This is a genomic window from Nocardia sp. bgisy118 (assembly GCF_057708605.1).
In genome coordinates, this window is the sequence record NZ_JBYISM010000009.1 from 133655 (window position 1) to 151703 (window position 18049).

Genomic DNA, 18049 nt, shown 5'->3' on the forward strand with positions numbered 1-18049 from the left:
CGCCGAACCGCCGTCGATCCCGTGAGAACGCGGCGGCCGCAATCGACAGCCGTCATCGATTTCAGTAGTCGTACGACGCCACACCGACCGGGCCCACTCCGATGCAGAGTGCGAGACCCGTTGTGTAGGAACCTATTCGGAGGCTCGATCCGCCGCCGACGACGCGCACGTACACGGTGTGCACCCCGGCTTCGACCGGGACGACGACCGGACGGCCGTGCTCGAGGCCGACCGTGATGTGGCCATCTCGATCGGCGAGATAGTTCAGCTGCGCGGTCCAGTTGTTGTCGAGCATGGGGCCGTCCAGCGGGAGTTCGGCCGGCGTCGAGCCCGCGATGCGGTAGTCGCAGGCGGGGTCGGGACCGGGACGGATGTGCCGGTTCCACCAGACGACCGCGTCCACGATCTCGCCGGTATCGGTGATCATGCGCAGCCGGGGAGTCGAGTCGGCGAACGCGCCGGGCCGTGCGACGGGCGCGAGCACCCGATCGGCGAGATTCCGCGGATAGGCGTAGGGGGCCAGGACTTCCCATGGCACCTCCTGCTCCAGCATCGGTGTGTCCTGCGCGCCGAGCGCGGCGGTGACATTGGTGAGGTAGGTCCGGGTCGGGCTCACCGCCCACGACCGCGCGAACATCGCCGAGGACCACAGGCTGCTCACCACGAACACCACCGTGAGCCCCACCAGCGCGGGCGCGGCCATCCGCCGCCGTCCCGCCCACGCCGACGAACAACGCGGGTTCGATTCGCGAGGACGCGCACGGAGCACCAGCGCCCCGGCCAGGGCCATCACCACCGCGACGTCGGCCAGATACCGCAGGGATTGCATGATCTCGGTGGCGGTGTGCGGACCGCTGCGGATCAGCGCCAGCGGCAACTGCGCCACCACCACGTAGACCGCGACCGTCACCAGGACCGCCGCCACCCGCCGACGCGCCGACAGCGCGATCACCGCCAGCGCGCCGAGGACGACCCACGCCGCGGCGACCGCCCAGCCCGGCGGCGCCGCCCAGGGAGTGGCGGGCAGCCACCGTTCCCACACCCACGGCCCGCCCGACAATGCGGGCACGACACCCAGCGATGTGGCGCTGCGCAAAAGCTCCCCCACATCGTGCCCGCCGCCGTGGGCTCCGACGTCCACGACGCTGAGGTAGACGCCGAGCCAGGCCGCCAGCACCACACCGGAACCGATCCACAGCGGGGCGCCGCGCCTGGCGACCGCGCCGACGACACCGCGGTGACCGTCCACGTGATGCGTCAAGGCCGCGGCGGCGAACGCCACGAACGGAACCACCACGGACTTCTCGAAGAACAGCAGCGCCACGACCAGGACGACGATCCCGGACACCGCGTACCGGCGACGCCCGGTCCGCACCAGCAGCACCGCGTCGCCTGCCACCCAGGCGAGGGCGAACTGCAACGGCAGCGCGTTCAGCGCCGCCGACCACCACGCGAACGCGGGCAGCGTCAGCGGACATGCCAGATAGAGCACGAACGGCGCCAGGATCGCGCGACGCGGGCCCGCCACGGCGATCAGCATCCGCAACACCGCGAGCGAGGCCGCGAGTTGCAGGACGATCAGCGTGATCACCGGACCCGCCCACGCCAGGGGCGCCGCTCTGGTCACGACCCACGCCGTCACGAACGCCAGCGGCATGAAATGACCGTCGTGGTCGTAGAGCAGCAGATCCGCGGACAGCAGCTCGTAACGGCCCGCGCGCCCGACCAGGACGAGATCGTCCCAATAGAAGTAGCCGCGACCCGCGATCCACCCCCGCAGCGCCAGCTGGGCCACGACCAGGCAACAGGCCACCAAGATCACGGCGTGAGGACCGGCGGCGATCGGCACCGAACGCCCCCGCAGCGGGAAACTCCGCTGCGACACAGGCTCGACCGGCCTCGCACGCTCGATCGTGCGGACGCCGTCGGTCATCGCCTGCGCTCCTGTTCACGGTCATGCTTCGGGTCGGTCCGGAAATCGCTCACCGCAGTGATCGATTCCCGCGCCCAGTCTGCCCCAAACCCGGCCGCCCTCGCTCAGCCCCAGCCGTGCGCCACCACGGGACGGAGGGCGAGCTCGCACGGCGTGTCGCGTGGTGGGGCCTGCCGCCGAGCCACGGGCGTTCGCATCGACACGGTCCGGCAATCGTGAAGCATCGCCGTGCACAACCGAAATTTTCCGCCACAATATGTCTGTCCGCCCCGGACGTTTTCCGACGAACTCGTGCCTACCTGAAAGACAACGACACCCGGCGCTCGCACCGAGCGCCATCGTCCTCGCCCGCAGCGAACACACGGAGTACGCCATGTTTCCACGATGGACGAACACTGCAGCCTGCGCGGCGGCGACAGTCGCCGCCGTTCTGTCCTACGGCGCCGCCACCACCGCACAGGCGGAGCCACCGAACTGCCCGGACGTTTACGTCGTAGCGATTCCGGGCACCTGGGAGACCTCGAAATCCGAACCGGGCAAGGGGATGTTGGCCGCCGTCGCCGACGATCTGCCCGGCGATGCCTGGACCGACTACGTCGCCTACACCGCGACCGCTTTCCCCTGGGAAGGCGAGGTGTACGGCCGGTCCAAGCGCGAAGCCGTCGACGGCGCCCGCGCGCTCATCGCGGACACGGCCCAGCGCTGCGCGACGACGCGATTCGCACTGCTCGGCTACAGCCAAGGCGCGGACGCCGCCGGCGATCTCGCCGCCGAGATCGGTACCGGACTCGGCGTGGTGACGCCCGACCGGGTCGATCTCGTCGGGCTGATCGCCGATCCCCGGCGCTCCCCCACCGACACCCTCATCGGCCCCCCGGTGCCGGGCGCGGGAGCGGGCGGGCCGCGCCTGGGCGGGTTCGGCTGGCTCACCCCGCATACCTACACCTTCTGCGCCCCCGGCGACCTGTACTGCGCGACGCCGGACGGTGACTTCGCCGCCCGGATCGCCGGATTCTTCGCCCAGGTCTCCAATCCGGACCCCGCCCTGTTCGGCAACTACCAGCAGCAGGCGGGCCAGCTCATCGACGACGCCCTCGCCGCGGGCGGCTTCGGACTCCTGCACGACCAGCTCAACAACTCGGCCTACGAGGAACGCAAGCGGCAGATCGACGACTTCCTCGCCTCCGGCGCCCACCAGAGCTATCCCTCCTACCGGATCGCCCCCGGAGGCGCCACTCCGCTGACCTGGTTGCGCCAGCGTCTGGTCGGACTGGCCCAGCGCTAGGCCCTTCGGCCCTGGGACGCCGGGCGGAGCATCGGCTCTGCCCGGCGTTCGTCGTTCCTGCGGCAGTCACTCGATATAGCGGCCGAGGAACAGTGACCGATCTGACCGGCCAACGCTGCCTTCTCGAATTCCAGCTCGCGTCCGCGCGCTAGGCTCGACTCGTCACGGGCACGATCATTCGATGCGACCGGCGCAGGGATGAGGCCAGCATGTGTCGACTTTTCGGGATGACAGCAGCACCACGGCGGGTCATGGCGACGTTCTGGCTGCTCGACGCGTCGGACAGCCTCGATCACCAGAGCGAGACGAATCCGGACGGCACCGGGCTCGGCACCTTCGACATCGCGGGGCGACCGCGGGTCGAGAAACAGCCGCTGGCCGCGTACGAGGACCGCCAGTTCGCGGTGGAGGCCAAGCACCGCGAGTCGGCGACCTTCTTGGCTCATGTCCGGCACGCGTCCACCGGCGCGCTCACCCCGAACAACACCCACCCGTTCACCGAGCAGGGGCGGATCTTCGCGCACAACGGCGTCATCGAGGAGCTTTCCCGGCTCGACGAGGAACTGGGCCGGTATCGCGAGCTGGTGAAAGGCGACACCGATTCGGAACGCTTCTTCGCGCTGATCACCGAACATATCGACGCGCACAGCGGAGACATCACCGCCGGAATCACCGACGCCGCGCGCTGGGTCGCCGACCAGCTGCCGATCTTCGCGATCAACCTGCTGCTGACCACCGCCACCGAACTGTGGGCGCTGCGCTACCCCGCCACGCACGACCTCTACGTGCTGGAACGCGAACCCGGCGAACACCTTGCGCACCGGGGCACCAAGGGAACCGTTCGAGTCCATTCGACAGATCCGGCGCAGACCCCGACCGTGGTGGTAGCCAGCGAGCCGATGGACGACGATCCCGGCTGGCAGCTCGTGCCGACCGGCGAACTCCTCCACGTCGACGGGGACCTGCGCGTCCACCGCACGACGATCCTCGATCGTCCCCCGGCCCATCCGCTCTCGCTGTCCGACCTCAGCGCCGAGGCCGCCGCATCCCAGATGCACCGCTGACGCCCGCTCGCGGTCCCCCTGACCCGCTGCGTTCCGGTTGGCCCGCAACGCTTCCCGGTGTTCGAGACGACCGCCGCGCTCGCCGGAGCTGTCGCAGTGACACGCCGACGAAGAATTCAGCAGATCCCGTACTCGTAGCCGATCTCACGGGTCGTCAGCGTGATCAGTGCCCCGGTCGCGACCTTCGTGCCCGCCGCGGGCTCCTGTTCGGCGACAACGCACTGGCCGCCGCGCGGTCCACGGCCGGTGCCGCCCATGACCTTCGCCGTCAGACCGGCATTCGTCAGCAGATTCTCCGCCGCGGCGGGCCGCTCACCGCGCACATCGGGCACCGTGACCGACGCGCTCTGCCGCTGTGCGCCGTCGAGGGTGAGAGCGCTCGATTCGCGTGAGACTCGGAATCCCTTGCCGTTCAGGTTCTCGGAGCAGCTCACGCCATTCTGGGCGGAATGGCAGGTGTAGCCGTTGGCGGTCAGCGACGAGCCGTAGGGCAGCACCGTGCTGGTGGTCGTGAACAGCGGTGAACCCGCGATGCAGAAGAAGTTCGTCCCCGACGGACCCACTCCCAACCCCGGGACGGGAGCTTGCAGCCCTTCGGGTTGCGCGCAGTCCTGCGCTCCGGCGGGCGTGGCGGCACGGCCCTGACAGGCCGCTCCGACGGGCACGCCGTAGGCGCTCACCGATGCGTCGAAGATGGCGCAGGAGAACGCGCCGCTGGGCGAGGTGAAGAAATAGCCTGCCCGTCCGAATCCGTCATCGTCTTGACGATATTCGGCGGTATCGGCCGGTTTCGCACTGGTGGTGGGGGTCGCCGCGGCAGCGGGCGCTGCGGGCACCTGGGTGGTCGTCGTGGGAGCTGTTGCCGTATCGGAGTTTCCGCTGGAGCAGCCGGACAACAGCACGGTGAGTGTCGCCGCGAACGCAGCGGCAGCACGCATCACACTCTTCCGATCGAAGCGCGGCTGCCCAGCTCCCACTCCCAGTCCCCGGTCCTGCTCGATGCTCACGTCTATTCCTCCCGGTGGGGTGCCCAGCCATCCTGCCGACTTCGGCATGAACCGACGAAGAGCGTAATGGATTCTTGCCCAATGCCTTTCTGTGACGTGGGACTACCCCGGCAAGATGCCCTGCTCCACTCGGCGTGCCGGCCGCAGCGGTACTGGCGCTGGTGGTGCTGTGGCCGCACCGGCCCGCACAGGCTGAGGCCATCACATCGCCGACATGAGGTCGGCGGGGTCGGTGTTGGCGCCGCAGAGGACGAAGGCGATGCGTTCGCCGGGGTGCGGGCGGTAGCCGCCCGCGCGCACGGCCGCCAGGCCGGTGGCCGCGCCGTGTTCGACGGCGATGCGGTGGCGGTCCCAGAGCAGGCGGCGGGTGGCGATGATGGCGGGGTCGTCGACGACTATGGAGTGCACGTCGGCGGCTCGGGCTCACGCCAACGCCGCACCGCAGATCCGGAGCGCGCCGAGGGAATCGGCTGCGACGGAATCGATGTCGACCTCGAGCACCGCGCCCGCGGCGAGCGCGGCGTGCAGCGCCCTGCTGCCGTCGGGTTCGGCTCCGACGACGCGGATGCCGAGGCGGTCGGCGGCGGCGGTGATGCCGGAGAACATGCCGCCCACGCCCACCGCGACCACCACGGTGTCCAGATCGGGGACGGCGGCGGCGAGTTCGAGCAGGATCGTGCCTGCGCCCGCGGAGGTGAGCAGGTCGTCGTGGGTGTAGGCGTCGATCGCGCCGGTCCGCGCCATGAAGGTGCGCGCCGCCCGCTGCGCGTCGGCCTGGCCTGCTCCGCCGACACGGACCTCCGCGCCGTAGCCGCGCAGCCGGGCCACCTTCGCCTCCGGCGCGTCAGCCGCCAGGAACACGGTGGCTGGAACGCCGAATTGCTGTGCGGCCCAGGCGAACCCGAGATCAGCGTTGCGGCCGGTCGCGGCCACTATGCCTGCCGAGGGCACGGCACGCGAATGCACGAGCGCGGCAACCAGATTGACCGCGGCGCGCGCCTTGAACGAGCCGGTGTGCTGGAGAAATTCGAGGGCGAGGTAGGCCTGCGCTCCCGGCACCAGGTCCCGGTCGGCGGCGATGACAGTGAGCGGCCGGACGACCCCGGTGACGCGATCCGCGGCGTCTTGGACGTCGCCGAAGGTCGGGTTGAGCATGCGATTCACCTTAAGACCGAACGGCCGGGCGAACGCAGGGCGCGGGACCCGAGGGTCCGCGGCCTGTCTGCGCCCGGCTCGGCGGTGCGGCCGATTCCTATCCCAGCACCGGGTAGTTCGACCGGATCACTCCCTGCGGATCTCGCGCCCGCTTGATCTCCCCGAGCCGCGCCAGCGTGCCCGCGTCGAACGCGCTCGCCGCGGTCTCCTCCGGCGTGAGGAAGGTGTAGGGCTTGCGGCCGCTGATGCTGCCGCCGAGCGCGTCGACGATCTCGCCGCGGCGGCCCTTGACCGCGTCGGCCAGGTGCGGGAGGCCGAGGCCGAGCAGATACAGCAGGTAAGGCTCGGCGACGGGACCGCGCGCGCCGCCGCCGGGACGGGTTGCGGCCAAAGCGCCGCCGAGGTGGCGGATCTGGATGTCGACCAGCGGGGCGACCGGGCCTTCCAGCACGGTCTTGACGACCGCGTCGTCGAGGGCGGTCAGCAGTTCGCCGCGGGACAGCGAGGGACTCGGGTCGGTGGGTTCGGCGGTGATGGCGCCGAGATCGGCCATCGCCAGCGCACCCCGCGTGTCCGTGATGGCGCCGACGATCGTGTCCAGCGCGGCGAGCAATTCCCGGCCCGCCTCCGGATCGCCGAGGTAGGCGGCATCCAGCGCGACCATCGGCGGCGCGTCCGGGAACTGGAAACGGTGGAACCACAGTGTCAATTCGGCGGGCGCGTCCGAGGTCAGCCGCTGGAACAGCTCGAACACCTCGGCGGTGCGGGCGGCCGGCCACATCACCCGGCCGCCGTAGAGTCCGGGCGCCGGGAACAGGTCGAACTCCATGCCGGTCACCACGGCGAAATCACCGCCGCCGCCGCGCAGCGCCCAGAACAGCTCCGGATCGTCCTCGGCCGTCACCCGTGCCACGGCGCCGGTCGCGTCGACGATGTCGAAGGCGCGCACCGCATCCGACGCCCAGCCGTGCTTGCGCCCGAACCAGCTCAGACCGCCGCCGAGCGTGTAGCCGGTCACCCCGACCACTGGGTTGCTGCCCGCGAGTCCGGTGAGCCCGTGCGTACCGGCCGCGGCCTGCACCGCACCCCATTGCGCGCCCGCGCCGACCTTCGCGATCCGCTGTCCTGCGTCGATCTCGATGCCGTCGAGCCGCCCGGTGCGCAGCAGGATCGCCTCCGGAATCCCGCCTGCCGCACCGTGTCCGGTCGGCTGCGCCACCACCGGGAGGGCCGCTCGCGCCGCATGGGTGACGACGGCGGCCACGTCGGCGGCGTCGGCGGCCTCCACCACCGCGGCCACCGGCTGGGTGACCGTCACATTCCACGGCCGGGCGGCTGCGTCGAATCCCTCGTCACCGGGCAGCAGCACCCGGCCACGCACCGCGTCTCGGAGAACTTCGAAAGACATGGTCTTTTCCTAACTTTCAGTCGTATACAAAGAGGTGGGGGCGCGGTCGCCTTTGCCCGCGCCCACCGGAATTACGCGCGGCGGAACTTCAACGCGAGGGGCAACGGCTTCGGGTCGCGCTGGGCCGGGGCGCGCAATGCCCACGAGACCAGCGTGAGTCCCGCGAAGACCAGCGGGGACACCACTTTGGCGGTCGGATCGCCGACCGCGAGATGCGAGGCGGCCGCACCGGCGTAGACGAAGAACAGTCCGGCGTAGGCCCATTCCTTCAGTCGCGGGAATCCCGGCGTCACGACGGCGGCGACCGCGGCCACCTTGGCCGCGCCAAGGATCGTCGCGAAGTACATGGGGTAGCGCAGCCCGGCGAAGGTCTCCTCGACGTACGGGATGCGGGCCAGATCCCAGTACGCGCCCACGACCGACTCGGTCAGCACCAGGCCGGTGGTCGCGGCGAAGACGGCGAACTTGGTTCGCGATGCCGCGGTGCGGCCCGCCACGGAGTCGATCAGGCTCCGCACGTGGTGTGCCGGGGTCGCGCCGGGCAGCGCGGTCGGGGTCGCGACGTGTGTGTTCATGGTCGGTGTTCCTTTCGGATCTGCTTTCGATGGGTGGCCGCCCGGTACCTCTCTGACGACGCCGGGCGGAAAACTGTGACAGGGCGGGAAAGCCGCGGTTCAGGCCTCGTCCGTCCGGATGTCGTGGCGGACGAGCGGCCAGTCGTTGGCGACCCGCCCGACCAGCGCCACGTAATCGCCCGAAGACGCCCAGCGCGACCTGCGCGACCACCTCGACGATCTGGGCGACGAGCACCGCGATCCTGGCCCTCGTGCTCTCAGTGACAGCGCTGTCGCGCAACGCTTTCGCCAGTTCGACGTAACCGCGCAGCGCGGCCGGGCTGTTGCCGATCGTCTTGATCAGATTGGGCGTGAGGCCGCACAGCTGCTGAGCCGCGTCGAACAACGCCGCGGTCGGGCCCGGCAGGCCGCCGAGCTGTGCCGGTCGACCGGCATCGCCTACGAGGAGGCCCGCGCCTACAACACCCTGGGCAACGTCGCCTCCCGTCGCCGCGACTTCGCCGCGGCCAGAGACCTTTTCGGCCGCGCGCTCGAACTCACCCACGCGGCGGGCAACCGGGTCGGCGAGGCACATGTGCTCGGCAACCTCGGCGTCGTCCTCGATCACTGCGGCGAGCCCGAGCCGGCCGCCGACCACCTGAGCCGCGCCCTCGCCATGCACCGCGAGCTGGGCAACCGGCGCGGGGAAGCCCTGGTTCTCAACCACATCGGACTGCTGCACCGCCGTGACGGCCGAACCGGCCCTGCCTTCGACCACCACCTCCGGGCCGCGGAACTGTACGCCGAGCTCGGCGACCACCACGATCGCGCGGCCGCGATCAACGGCCTCGGCGAAACCGCCAGGGCGGCAGGCGATCCGCGCCGCGCACTGGCCGACCACACCGCCGCGCTGCGGCTGGCCGAGGACCACGGCAACCGACCCGAGCAGGCGCGAGCGGAGGAGGGCTTGGCGCACACCCACCACGATCTCGGCGACACCGGCCGCGCCCGTCACCATGCTCGACGGGCCTTGGCGGGGTGGCGGGCGCTGCACGTCCCCGACGCCGAGGATGTTCGCGAATTCCTCGACGGCTTGGGTTGATTGACGGACGGTTGACCGAACGAGCGAGGTCAAACGCGACGCCTGATCCACTGGCTGACATGTGGTCTGCCTGAAGAGAGGACGGGGCGTCATGTCCACCGACGTCGGGAAAGCGGCCGCGGCGACTCGCAGCGGCGGCGCGGTGGCGCTCGCGCTCGCGGCGCTGTCGGCGGGCGGATTTCTTTCGGTCGCGATCTGGGTGTCGACCCGCGTGCAGGTGAGTCCGGAGCTGCATCGCCTCGCGCTGTTCGTCCACCTGGCGGCACTGGTCGTCGGGCTCGGCGCGGTGCTGGTCGGCGACTATTCGGCCCTGCTGTGGCTGACCGGGCGGGTGAGTACGGTGCAGATGCTGCGCGACATCGGCCGGTTGCACCTGCCGATCTGGGTCGGCCTCGCGGGGTTGGTCGGCAGCGGGATGCTGCTCGAGCCCCAATTCGAGGTCTTCGCGACCAGGGTGAAACTGGCTCTGGTCGCGATTCTTCTGGTCAACGGGATACAGGCGATGGCGCTCGAACGGCGCATGGTCGCGGCGGGCCCGCGGCTCGGCGTCGCGCTCGTCCTGCGCGGCGCGGTGACCGCCCTCGTCTCCCAGGCATGTTGGTGGTGCGCGATGTGGATCGGCTTCACCGCGACGCAGTCTTGAACATTTGACCGGATTTGATTGTCCTGCCGCACAGCGTATTACGGTCAATGCACGGCGCTGCTGCACTGAACACGGGCGTCATCGACGACACGCATCGATCGCGCGCCCGGCTTCACGCAGGAAAGGCAGTACCCGATGCGAAAATCCCGACTAGTGCTCAGCGTTCTCACCGCTTGTCTCACGGCTCTCGGCGCGGTGGGTTGCGGCGCGGACACGAACTCCCCCGGCCGAGACGCCGGTCTCCTCAGACTCAACACGACCGAGCCGGAGAACCCGCTGGTTCCCGGCGACACCACCGACGCCGGTGGATCGAAGATCCTTCGGACGATGTTCAAGGGCTTGGTCGACTACGACCCGCGCACCGCGGCGCCCCGCAATGCCGTCGCCGAATCCATCCAGACCGACGACTCCCGTGTCTTCACCGTCCGGCTGAAGCACGGCTGGACCTTCCACGACGGAACACCGGTCACCGCGCACAGCTTCGTCGATGCCTGGAATTACACCGCGTACGCGCCCAACGAGCAGCAGGGCGCCGGGTTCCTCTCCGTGATCGAAGGTTTCGACGCGGTCAGCGCACCTGACCCGGGCGCCGCGCCTGCCGCGCATTCGGGCAATCCCGCGACGCGCACGATGAGCGGCCTGCGCGTCGTCGACGATCACCAGTTCACGATCACGCTCGCCGCGCCGCTGCCGAGCTTCGTCAATCGCCTCGGCTACCTCGCCTTCGCGCCGCTGCCGAGGAAGTTCTTCACCGACCGTGCCGGGTACCTGGCCCATCCGATCGGCAACGGCCCCTTCGAATTCGTCCACCACACACCGGGTTCGAGTCTGACCATCCAGCGCGACGACGACTACTCCGGCCCGAACAAGCCGTCCATCGAGCGCGCGGAATTCCGTTTCAACGCGACCCTGGAAGCGGCCTACGCGGACGTGGTGAACAACCGGCTCGATTTCCTCGAGGTGCTGCCGGGCGACGCGCTGGTCGGCGCGCGCTACAAGCAGGACCTGCCCGGCCGCCACTTCACCCGCGCCGGAACGGGATTGCAGACGATCACGTTCCCGCTGTACGACCCGCGTTTCGCCGATCCGCGTGTACGCCAGGCGATTTCGATGTCCATCGACCGGCAGCACGTCATCGACACGGTGTTCACCGGCGATCGCGCCCCGGCCGACGGACTCGTGCCGCCCACCGTGCGCGGCGGGACCACCGGCCAGTGCGGAACACTGTGCCAGCACCGGCCGCAGCAAGCGCGGGAGTTGTTCGACAGCACGGGATTCCAGGGCCCGATCGAGATCGCGTCCAATGTCGATTCGGCCAACGAGAAGTGGCTCACCGCGGTGTGCTCGTCGATCACCGCCGCCCTCGGCCGCGAATGCCGGTTCCGGCCGGTGCCGACGCTCGGCGAGTTCCGGCGGCAGATCAATGCGCACCAGATGCAGACGATCTACCGCACCGGCTGGGTCGCCGACTATCCCTCGATCGAGAACTTCCTGAATCCCCTGTACCGGACCAGCGGCTCGTCCAACACCGGCCGCTACAGCAACCAGCAGGTCGACGCGCTGCTCGCCCGCGCGGACGCCACGGCGAACGAGCAGGACTCGTGGGCCCTCTACCAGGAAGCCGAACGCCTTGTCCTGCAGGACATGCCCGCCGTTCCGCTGGTGATCCCCGGCGTGCAGACCGGCTGGTCGGAGCGCCTGCGGAACGTGACCGTCACGCCCTTCCGTGACCTCGACCTGGAAACGGTGACGATCGCCGAGCAGTGATACGCCGATCCGTCGTGCCTCGATGGCGACCCCCATCGAGGCACGACACCGCGGCGACTTGACCCTGACGTTGCGTAAGGCTCGACGATGACGTCATGACCGACACATTCCCCGCCTTCGATATCGGCCCCGTCCCGATCCCCGCCCTGGACGCCGCGCCACCGGAGCTCTTCCGCGGCATCTACGGAATGCCGATGTTCGTCACCGCGCCGACGCCGGATCTGGCCGCGTCGGTCGACTTCTGGACCAGAGGACTCGGGTTCTTCGATCTGTTCTCGGTTCCCGGCCGTGTCACCCACCTGCGGCGCTGGGCGTTCCAGGACGTCCTGCTCGTCCCGAACGAGGACACCCCGGTGAATTCGGCACTGAGCGTGAGCTTCTCGTGCGTGCTGAGCCAGCTCGACGAGATCGCGTCCGCCTGTGCGGAATTGCTGCCAGGCTGCACGACCGGACCGCGATCGATGCCGTGGAACTCGGTGGAGCTGGAGATCCGCACCCCGGAGCACACCAGGGTGATCATGACGGCGGCCCGGCCCTACGATCCGAACAGCCCGGAGGCCGACATGCTGCGGTCCATCGGAATCGAAGCGCCGGAAGCGTGACCCGGCCGTGGCCGACGAGGGCTGACACCGCGTGACTGCCAGACTGGCCGGTGTGACGCACCGACCTCGCGACGACGCCGACCCGGCCGACGGGCTCACGGTCGGCGCCGTCGCCGCGCTGGCGGGCGTCACGGTCCGTGCCCTGCACCACTGGGATTCCATCGGGCTGGTCCAGCCGTCCGAGCGCACCGACGCCGGTTACCGGCGCTACACCGCGGCGGACCTGGCCCGTATTCGCCGGGTGCTCGTCTACCGCGAGCTCGGTGTGCCGCTGACCGACATCGCGGAGCTGCTGGACGCGCCGTCGGCCGAGGCGATGGCCTCGCTGCGCAGGCAGCGCGCCCAGCTGCGTGAGCGCGTCGCCCAGCTGCACCGGATGGGCGACGCGCTGGATCGGGTGATCGAAGCCAGGACGTCCGGCATCCTGCTGTCGGACGAGGAACAGGTGGCGTTGTTCGGCCCGCACTGGCAGCCGTCGTGGCCCGGACAGGCACGCGACCGGTGGGGCGACACTACGCAGTGGGCGCAGTACGCCGAACGCGCGGCGGGCCGCACCGCCGCGCAGTGGCAGCAGATCGCCGACAACGTCGCGGCCCTCGACGCGGAGCTCGCCGCGGCACACCGCGCCGGGGTGGTTCCAGGAAGCGACCGGGCCAACGCGCTGGCGGAGCGGCATCGGGCCTCGATCGGCGCGTACTTCGACTGCACCCACGCGATGCACGTCTGCCTGGGGCGCACGTTCGCCACCGATCCGGGGTTCGCCGCCCACTACGACCGCATGGCGACCGGCCTGAGCGCCTGGCTGCGCGACGTCATCGACGCCAATGCGCGCGCCAACGGCATCGATCCCGCATCGGCGCGGTGGGCCTGACGAGGCGCGCTCGGCCTGCGGCCGGAATGTGTCGGTGGGCGGCGCTACGGTGACGGCGTGAACCGCACGGATCGGTTGTACGCGATAGTCGAGGAACTGCGGGCGATCTCGCCGCGTCTGCGCAGCGCGCGCGAGCTGGCCGAGCGATACGAGGTGAGCGTCCGGACGATCGAACGCGACATCTGCGCGCTACAGCAGGCCGGTATCCCCATCTACGCCGATGTCGGCAGGCGCGGCGGGTACGCACTGGACAAGAGCATGTCCCTGCCGCCGTTGAATTTCACGCCCGCGGAGACCGTCGCGCTCGCGGTCGCGCTGGCCCGCCATCGCGGTGGCCCGTTCGAGCGGGCGGGTCACAGCGCATTGCGCAAGATCGTCGCGGTGCTGCCGGAACGCAACGCGGTCGCCGCCCGAGATCTCGCCGCCCGCATCCGATTGCTGGATTCCGTTGACGCGGAACAGGATCACCGGATTCCGGCGGTGATCGAACGGGCCATCGAGGTCGGCAGGGTGGTGCGGATCGGCTATCTCGACCGGTTCGGCGCTCGCACCGAACGCGACGTCGAGCCGTTCGCATTGGTGAGCGGGATCAATGGCTGGTATCTGGCGGCCTGGTGCCGGATGCGCGACCGTCCGCGCTGTTTCCGGCTGGACCGGATCGCGTCGGCGGCGGCGACCGAACTGCCCGCGCCGCACCGGCCGTTCGACGGCTCGGCCTGGGACATTCCGGACGACGGGCTTCGGGTCGTCGCGCTCTGAAACCGTTTCGAAAACACCGACAGGGGGTTGTCGCTGCGGCGGGAGATCGTGATCGGGCAAGGCAACGACCCGAGATTCGGAGACGATAGATGAGCACTCCCCCGTACAACACGGTGACCTGGTTCCAGGTCGGCAGCGACAAGCCCGAGCAGATCAAGAAGTTCTACGGCGAGCTGTTCGGCTGGTCCTTCGCCCCCTACGGGAGCGACGACGAGGGCTACGAACTGATCCACTACCCCGGCAACGACGCGCCGAGCGGCGGCGTCGCGCACACCCCGGACAGCGCGGCCAATCACGCTACTTTCCTGGTCATGGTCGAGGACGTCGCGGCCACCGTGGCCGCCGCCGAGGCACTGGGCGCCAAGGTGCTGACCCCGCCCGCCACCACCTCGGACGGTCTGGTGTCGGCCGATCTGCTGGACACCTCCGGCAACCATTTCGGCGTCTTCAGCCCCGCGCCGTCGGCGTGATCGAACGGTGAGCACGGCTCCCGGCGCATCGAGGACGATGCGCCGGGAGGCGTGACGAACCACTGATCGAGGCGGCCCCGGAACGCGCGTGGCCGGAACGAAGGCGAAGGTACGTCCTAGCCGAGGTCGGCCAGCTGCGAAACGGCCGGCGCGAAATCGTCGATCCACGCGGCAGGCGATCCGGTCGTCGGGATGACCATGACGGCCTGCACGCCGAGCTTGGCGTAATCGGCCATCGCCCGGACGAATTCGTCGCGGGTGTCGAGGGTCGGCCGCGGACTGTTCGCCATGATCGTCTTGCGGATCTCGTCGTAGTCGCGACCGACCTCGTCGCAGTGCCTGCGCAAGACGTCGAGCTTGTGTTCGACATCCTGGGGCGTGCCGAACAGGTTGCACGCATCGGCGTACTGCGCGACCAGTCGCAGCGTCTTGCGTTCCCCGCCGCCGCCGATCATCACCTTGGGACGGTTGATCGGCTGCGGCGAACACAGTGTCTCGGCCAGCTGGTAGTGCTTGCCCTCGAACGGTCCGTTGTTCGCCGGATCCCACATCTGTCCGCAGATGCGCAGAGCCTCCTCGAGTCGCTCGAACCGTTCGGCGACCGAGGGGAACGCCACGCCGAGCCCGCGGTGCTCGCGCTCGAACCAGGCGGCCCCGATCCCGAGCACGGCCCGCCCGCCCGACAGCACATCGAGCGTGGTGACGATCTTCGCGAGCAGACCGGGATGCCGGTACGTCACGCCCGTGACGAGCAGGGCGAGGTCGATCGTCGAGGTGTGCGCGGCAAGGAAACCGAGCGTGGTGTAGCCCTCCAGCATGTTCGCTTCCGCGGGACGGCCGGTCGGCTCGATCTGGAAATAGTGATCCATGAAAGACAACCAGGTCGCGCCCGACGCTTCGGCCGCCGCGCCCACCCTGGCCAATTCACCGGCGATGGCGGTGGTCCCACCGTCGATGTCGAAGATCGGTATGTGAAAGCCGAGCTCCATCTTGTGATCTCCTCGTGTGTCGGCAAGCTTCGGCAAGCCTGCGCCCTCACGCTACGACTTGGAGTGCACTCCAAGGCAAGTCGAGCCCAATGCCGCGAGGACCTCGTCGGCGGCGCGTTCACCGGAGACGACCGCGCCTTCCAGGTAACCGCTCCACCGCGACGCGGTTTCGCTGCCCGCCCAATGGATCGGCCCGGTCGGCAGCGCCGCGTCGGCGAGCGCGTCGAGCGCGCCGGGGCGCGGAATCGCCGTGTAACCGCCGCCGACATGGGGATCGAGGTGCCAGGACTTCTCGTGCCAGCTCAGCGGATTCATCGTCGCGTACCCGAGCTGACCCGCCACCGCGGCCAGCACCGTGTCGCGCCGCTCGGCGGCGGTGAGCCGGTCGAGCGCTTCGGCGGCACGGCCGGGAATCAGCACGCACAGATGGCCGGGGCCGCCGGGCGGTGAAACGTCGAAGGCCGCAGGCACCGGCCCGTCGAGGGCGACGATCGCGCCGCTGAGCCCGCGTTCGCGCCAGAACGGCCTGTCGTAGACGGCGATCGCCTTGTAGATCGTGCCCATCCTGAGGTTGTCCTGAACGTATGCGCGCTCGCGTGGCAGCGGTGGATGGTGTCGTATTCCGGCGGCGACCGGCGCGGGCACGGCGACGATCGCCCGCGCCGCGCGCACCGAACCCGCCGGGGTGGCGATGGTGACGCCGTCGGCCGACCGGGTGACCGCGGTCGCGGGCCTGCCGAGATGGACGGCGGAGCCCAGCTCGGCGGCCAGCTTTTCGGCCAGCCCGCCCGCCCCGCCCGAGAGCAGCGATTCCTGTGCGCCGCCCGCCGTGCCGAGCAAGGTCCGCAGCCCGCCCGCCGAGCGAATACCGACGGCGAGCGCGCCGACGGAGATGCGGTCGAGGTCGCAGGCCGTCGCCTCGGGCAGGACCGCCTCGACCAGGCGACGCGCGCGACCGCCGAGAATCCCGGCCACCCAGTCCGCCACCGTGACGTCGTCCCACCTGGGGCCTGCACCCGTGCGCGCCAGCAACTCCAGCCGCAGCAGCGCCGCCGCGGCCGCGGCCATGGTGAGCGGGCCGATCCGTATCCGTCGCCCGCCTTCGAGGACGACAGCTTCGCCGATCTCCGGAGTCGGGAACAGAGTCATGCCGAATCCCTCTGCCAGCGAGATCATTCGGGCGTGGTGGTGGCCGATCCAATGGCCGCCGAGATCCACCGGCGTACCCGCCGCCGAACGCTCGGTCTGCGCCCGTCCGCCGACCCGATCGGCCGCTTCCAGGACGCGTACGTCGATGCCGTGCGCGTGCAAAGCGCGTGCCGCGGTCAGGCCCGCGAATCCGGCGCCGATGACCGCGACGGTCGCCTGCTCCATCGCCAACTCCTTATATGAAACGCTTGTTGTAAAACAAGTGTTGCACAAATGCTAGACTGCGGCCATGCCCCGCACGGTCGATCGCACCGCCCGCCTCTCCGCGATCGGCGACGCCGTCGTCGCCCTCGCCGTCGACTCGGGATTCGCGGCGGTGACCATCCGCTCGGTGGCCGAACGCGTCGGCGCGTCCACCTCGGTGGTGACGCACTACGTCGGCGGCCGGGACGAGATGCTGCGCGTCGCGGTGCGGCGCGAGATCGAAGCGCGTCGCGAGCAGGCCGAGAACGCCATGGCGGGCCACCGCGGCGCGACGGCCGCGCGCGCCCTCATCGAGTGGGCGGTGCTCACCGCCGACGAAGCGACGCACCGGTTCTGGCTCGCGCTGATCGTCGCCGCCCCCACCGAACCGGTCCTGCGCGCGGAACTGGACGCGTTCAACGCCTGGTGGGACGCCCGGCTCCGAAACATGTTGCGCGAGGCGGGAGTCGCGGAGCTCGAGCACGCGGCCGATCTGCTCAACGTCGTCGTGGACGGCCTCGTCGTCGGCGCGTTCGACGAGGGCGCGCCGTGGCCGCAGGACCGCCGTCGGCAGGTTCTCGCCACGACGTGGGGCGCCTTGGGCCTTACCGGGTAGCCGCAGCGCCCGCACCCGCGGGCCGCACACCGACGACGTAGGTGTCGAAATGCTGAATGTAGTCCGCCGATACCGGGGCGCCGCAGCGGGATATCTCGGCCTGATTCGCCGGGTGCGACTCCAGTCGATCGAAGATGGACTCGACGGCGGTGGGCACGCGGAATCCGGGCCGGTCCGCCATCGTCAGCGTCGCGCCATCGGCCGAATGATTCGCGCCCGCGTCGTACCACGGCCTGATGGCCGCCGCATTGCTTCCGGTTCCCTGGGGCGGCAAAGTGTCGACGTGCCAGGACAATCGACCGGAATCGATCGACCACACCGGGTCGCCATAGGCGGAGGAATCACCGTTCGCGCCGTGCACACGTAATTCGTGCGCGGCGAATTGCAGGAAATGCACCTGAGTCGGGCGGCAGAGCCGCGTTCGACTCGAAC

19 protein-coding genes are annotated in these 18049 nt (G+C 70.0%); 10 read left to right on the top strand and 9 right to left on the bottom strand.

Annotated features, from left to right (window positions below; genetic code table 11):
* Nucleotides 1–61 precede the first annotated feature (61 nt).
* Entirely contained in the window at nt 62–1933 is a 1872-nt protein-coding gene (locus tag AC3EO7_RS13940; RefSeq protein WP_435591386.1) for a hypothetical protein, read from the bottom strand.
* A gap of 373 nt (nt 1934–2306) precedes the next feature.
* On the opposite strand from AC3EO7_RS13940, the gene AC3EO7_RS13945 reads away from it, so the two are divergent.
* Both AC3EO7_RS13945 and AC3EO7_RS13950 read left to right on the top strand, forming a co-directional pair.
* Entirely contained in the window at nt 2307–3218 is a 912-nt protein-coding gene (locus AC3EO7_RS13945; RefSeq protein WP_431969912.1) for a cutinase family protein, read from the top strand.
* A gap of 209 nt (nt 3219–3427) precedes the next feature.
* Nucleotides 3428–4282 (top strand): class II glutamine amidotransferase, encoded by an 855-nt coding sequence (locus AC3EO7_RS13950; RefSeq protein ID WP_435591387.1) that lies wholly within the window; start codon nt 3428–3430, stop codon nt 4280–4282.
* A 116-nt stretch (nt 4283–4398) separates the two neighbouring features.
* Here the strand turns inward: AC3EO7_RS13950 and AC3EO7_RS13955 are convergent, their stop codons facing one another.
* From AC3EO7_RS13955 to AC3EO7_RS13975, 5 genes are all read right to left on the bottom strand, one after another.
* Nucleotides 4399–5289, bottom strand: a complete 891-nt coding sequence (locus tag AC3EO7_RS13955) for a PASTA domain-containing protein (protein WP_435591388.1) — start codon at nt 5287–5289, stop codon at nt 4399–4401.
* Nucleotides 5290–5490: 201 nt separating this feature from the next.
* The gene (locus AC3EO7_RS13960) at nt 5491–5697 is read right to left on the bottom strand and encodes a hypothetical protein (RefSeq protein ID WP_435591389.1); all 207 of its coding nucleotides are present in this window, start codon (nt 5695–5697) and stop codon (nt 5491–5493) included.
* Between the two features lie 15 nt (nt 5698–5712).
* The gene (locus AC3EO7_RS13965) at nt 5713–6444 is read right to left on the bottom strand and encodes a pyridoxal-phosphate dependent enzyme (RefSeq protein WP_435591390.1); all 732 of its coding nucleotides are present in this window, start codon (nt 6442–6444) and stop codon (nt 5713–5715) included.
* Nucleotides 6445–6541: 97 nt separating this feature from the next.
* A complete protein-coding gene (locus AC3EO7_RS13970) occupies nt 6542–7852 on the bottom strand; it encodes an FAD-binding oxidoreductase (protein WP_431969916.1) in 1311 nt (436 codons plus the stop codon).
* 71 nt (nt 7853–7923) lie between these two features.
* Nucleotides 7924–8427 (bottom strand): DoxX family protein, encoded by a 504-nt coding sequence (locus AC3EO7_RS13975; protein ID WP_431969917.1) that lies wholly within the window; start codon nt 8425–8427, stop codon nt 7924–7926.
* Nucleotides 8428–8860: 433 nt separating this feature from the next.
* Between AC3EO7_RS13975 and AC3EO7_RS13980 the strand changes: the two genes are divergently transcribed.
* The 7 genes from AC3EO7_RS13980 (at nt 8861) to AC3EO7_RS14010 (ending at nt 14620) form a co-directional block, all read left to right on the top strand.
* Nucleotides 8861–9508, top strand: a complete 648-nt coding sequence (locus tag AC3EO7_RS13980; protein WP_435591443.1) for a tetratricopeptide repeat protein — start codon at nt 8861–8863, stop codon at nt 9506–9508.
* Nucleotides 9509–9599: 91 nt separating this feature from the next.
* The gene (locus AC3EO7_RS13985) at nt 9600–10151 is read left to right on the top strand and encodes a hypothetical protein (RefSeq protein ID WP_435591391.1); all 552 of its coding nucleotides are present in this window, start codon (nt 9600–9602) and stop codon (nt 10149–10151) included.
* A gap of 135 nt (nt 10152–10286) precedes the next feature.
* Nucleotides 10287–11918, top strand: coding sequence for a peptide ABC transporter substrate-binding protein (locus AC3EO7_RS13990; protein ID WP_435591392.1), 1632 nt, complete (start codon nt 10287–10289; stop codon nt 11916–11918).
* A gap of 95 nt (nt 11919–12013) precedes the next feature.
* On the top strand, nt 12014–12520 hold the full coding sequence (locus AC3EO7_RS13995; RefSeq protein ID WP_435591393.1) for a VOC family protein: 507 nt from the start codon (nt 12014–12016) through the stop codon (nt 12518–12520).
* A gap of 52 nt (nt 12521–12572) precedes the next feature.
* Nucleotides 12573–13391, top strand: coding sequence for a MerR family transcriptional regulator (locus tag AC3EO7_RS14000; RefSeq protein WP_435591394.1), 819 nt, complete (start codon nt 12573–12575; stop codon nt 13389–13391).
* Between the two features lie 57 nt (nt 13392–13448).
* The gene (locus tag AC3EO7_RS14005; protein ID WP_431969922.1) at nt 13449–14150 is read left to right on the top strand and encodes a helix-turn-helix transcriptional regulator; all 702 of its coding nucleotides are present in this window, start codon (nt 13449–13451) and stop codon (nt 14148–14150) included.
* 89 nt (nt 14151–14239) lie between these two features.
* Nucleotides 14240–14620, top strand: coding sequence for a VOC family protein (locus tag AC3EO7_RS14010; RefSeq protein ID WP_431969923.1), 381 nt, complete (start codon nt 14240–14242; stop codon nt 14618–14620).
* A 116-nt stretch (nt 14621–14736) separates the two neighbouring features.
* On the opposite strand, the gene AC3EO7_RS14015 is transcribed toward AC3EO7_RS14010, so the two are convergent.
* Both AC3EO7_RS14015 and AC3EO7_RS14020 read right to left on the bottom strand, forming a co-directional pair.
* Nucleotides 14737–15609 (bottom strand): LLM class F420-dependent oxidoreductase, encoded by an 873-nt coding sequence (locus tag AC3EO7_RS14015; RefSeq protein WP_431969924.1) that lies wholly within the window; start codon nt 15607–15609, stop codon nt 14737–14739.
* Nucleotides 15610–15660: 51 nt separating this feature from the next.
* Nucleotides 15661–16983: a flavin monoamine oxidase family protein gene (locus AC3EO7_RS14020; protein ID WP_435591395.1), complete on the bottom strand. Its 1323-nt coding sequence runs from the start codon at nt 16981–16983 to the stop codon at nt 15661–15663.
* A 64-nt stretch (nt 16984–17047) separates the two neighbouring features.
* Here AC3EO7_RS14020 and AC3EO7_RS14025 point away from each other — a divergent pair, with 64 nt between their 5' ends.
* A complete protein-coding gene (locus AC3EO7_RS14025; RefSeq protein WP_431969926.1) occupies nt 17048–17617 on the top strand; it encodes a TetR/AcrR family transcriptional regulator in 570 nt (189 codons plus the stop codon).
* Here the strand turns inward: AC3EO7_RS14025 and AC3EO7_RS14030 are convergent.
* Nucleotides 17607–18014, bottom strand: a complete 408-nt coding sequence (locus AC3EO7_RS14030) for a hypothetical protein (protein WP_435591396.1) — start codon at nt 18012–18014, stop codon at nt 17607–17609. The genes AC3EO7_RS14025 and AC3EO7_RS14030 overlap by 11 nt on opposite strands.
* Between the last annotated feature and the right edge of the window lie 35 nt (nt 18015–18049).

What these genes read in the sequence shown, in the direction of transcription:
- AC3EO7_RS13990 (WP_435591392.1), top strand. Translation starts at nt 10,287, where the DNA reads ATGCGAAAATCCCGACTAGTGCTCAGCGTTCTCACCGCTTGTCTCACG.
- AC3EO7_RS13970 (WP_431969916.1), bottom strand. Translation starts at nt 7,852, where the DNA reads ATGTCTTTCGAAGTTCTCCGAGACGCGGTGCGTGGCCGGGTGCTGCTG.
- AC3EO7_RS14015 (WP_431969924.1), bottom strand. Translation starts at nt 15,609, where the DNA reads ATGGAGCTCGGCTTTCACATACCGATCTTCGACATCGACGGTGGGACC.
- AC3EO7_RS13965 (WP_435591390.1), bottom strand. Translation starts at nt 6,444, where the DNA reads ATGCTCAACCCGACCTTCGGCGACGTCCAAGACGCCGCGGATCGCGTC.
- AC3EO7_RS13975 (WP_431969917.1), bottom strand. Translation starts at nt 8,427, where the DNA reads ATGAACACACACGTCGCGACCCCGACCGCGCTGCCCGGCGCGACCCCG.
- AC3EO7_RS14025 (WP_431969926.1), top strand. Translation starts at nt 17,048, where the DNA reads ATGCCCCGCACGGTCGATCGCACCGCCCGCCTCTCCGCGATCGGCGAC.
- AC3EO7_RS13950 (WP_435591387.1), top strand. Translation starts at nt 3,428, where the DNA reads ATGTGTCGACTTTTCGGGATGACAGCAGCACCACGGCGGGTCATGGCG.
- AC3EO7_RS14010 (WP_431969923.1), top strand. Translation starts at nt 14,240, where the DNA reads ATGAGCACTCCCCCGTACAACACGGTGACCTGGTTCCAGGTCGGCAGC.
- AC3EO7_RS13985 (WP_435591391.1), top strand. Translation starts at nt 9,600, where the DNA reads ATGTCCACCGACGTCGGGAAAGCGGCCGCGGCGACTCGCAGCGGCGGC.
- AC3EO7_RS14020 (WP_435591395.1), bottom strand. Translation starts at nt 16,983, where the DNA reads ATGGAGCAGGCGACCGTCGCGGTCATCGGCGCCGGATTCGCGGGCCTG.
- AC3EO7_RS13995 (WP_435591393.1), top strand. Translation starts at nt 12,014, where the DNA reads ATGACCGACACATTCCCCGCCTTCGATATCGGCCCCGTCCCGATCCCC.
- AC3EO7_RS13940 (WP_435591386.1), bottom strand. Translation starts at nt 1,933, where the DNA reads ATGACCGACGGCGTCCGCACGATCGAGCGTGCGAGGCCGGTCGAGCCT.
- AC3EO7_RS13945 (WP_431969912.1), top strand. Translation starts at nt 2,307, where the DNA reads ATGTTTCCACGATGGACGAACACTGCAGCCTGCGCGGCGGCGACAGTC.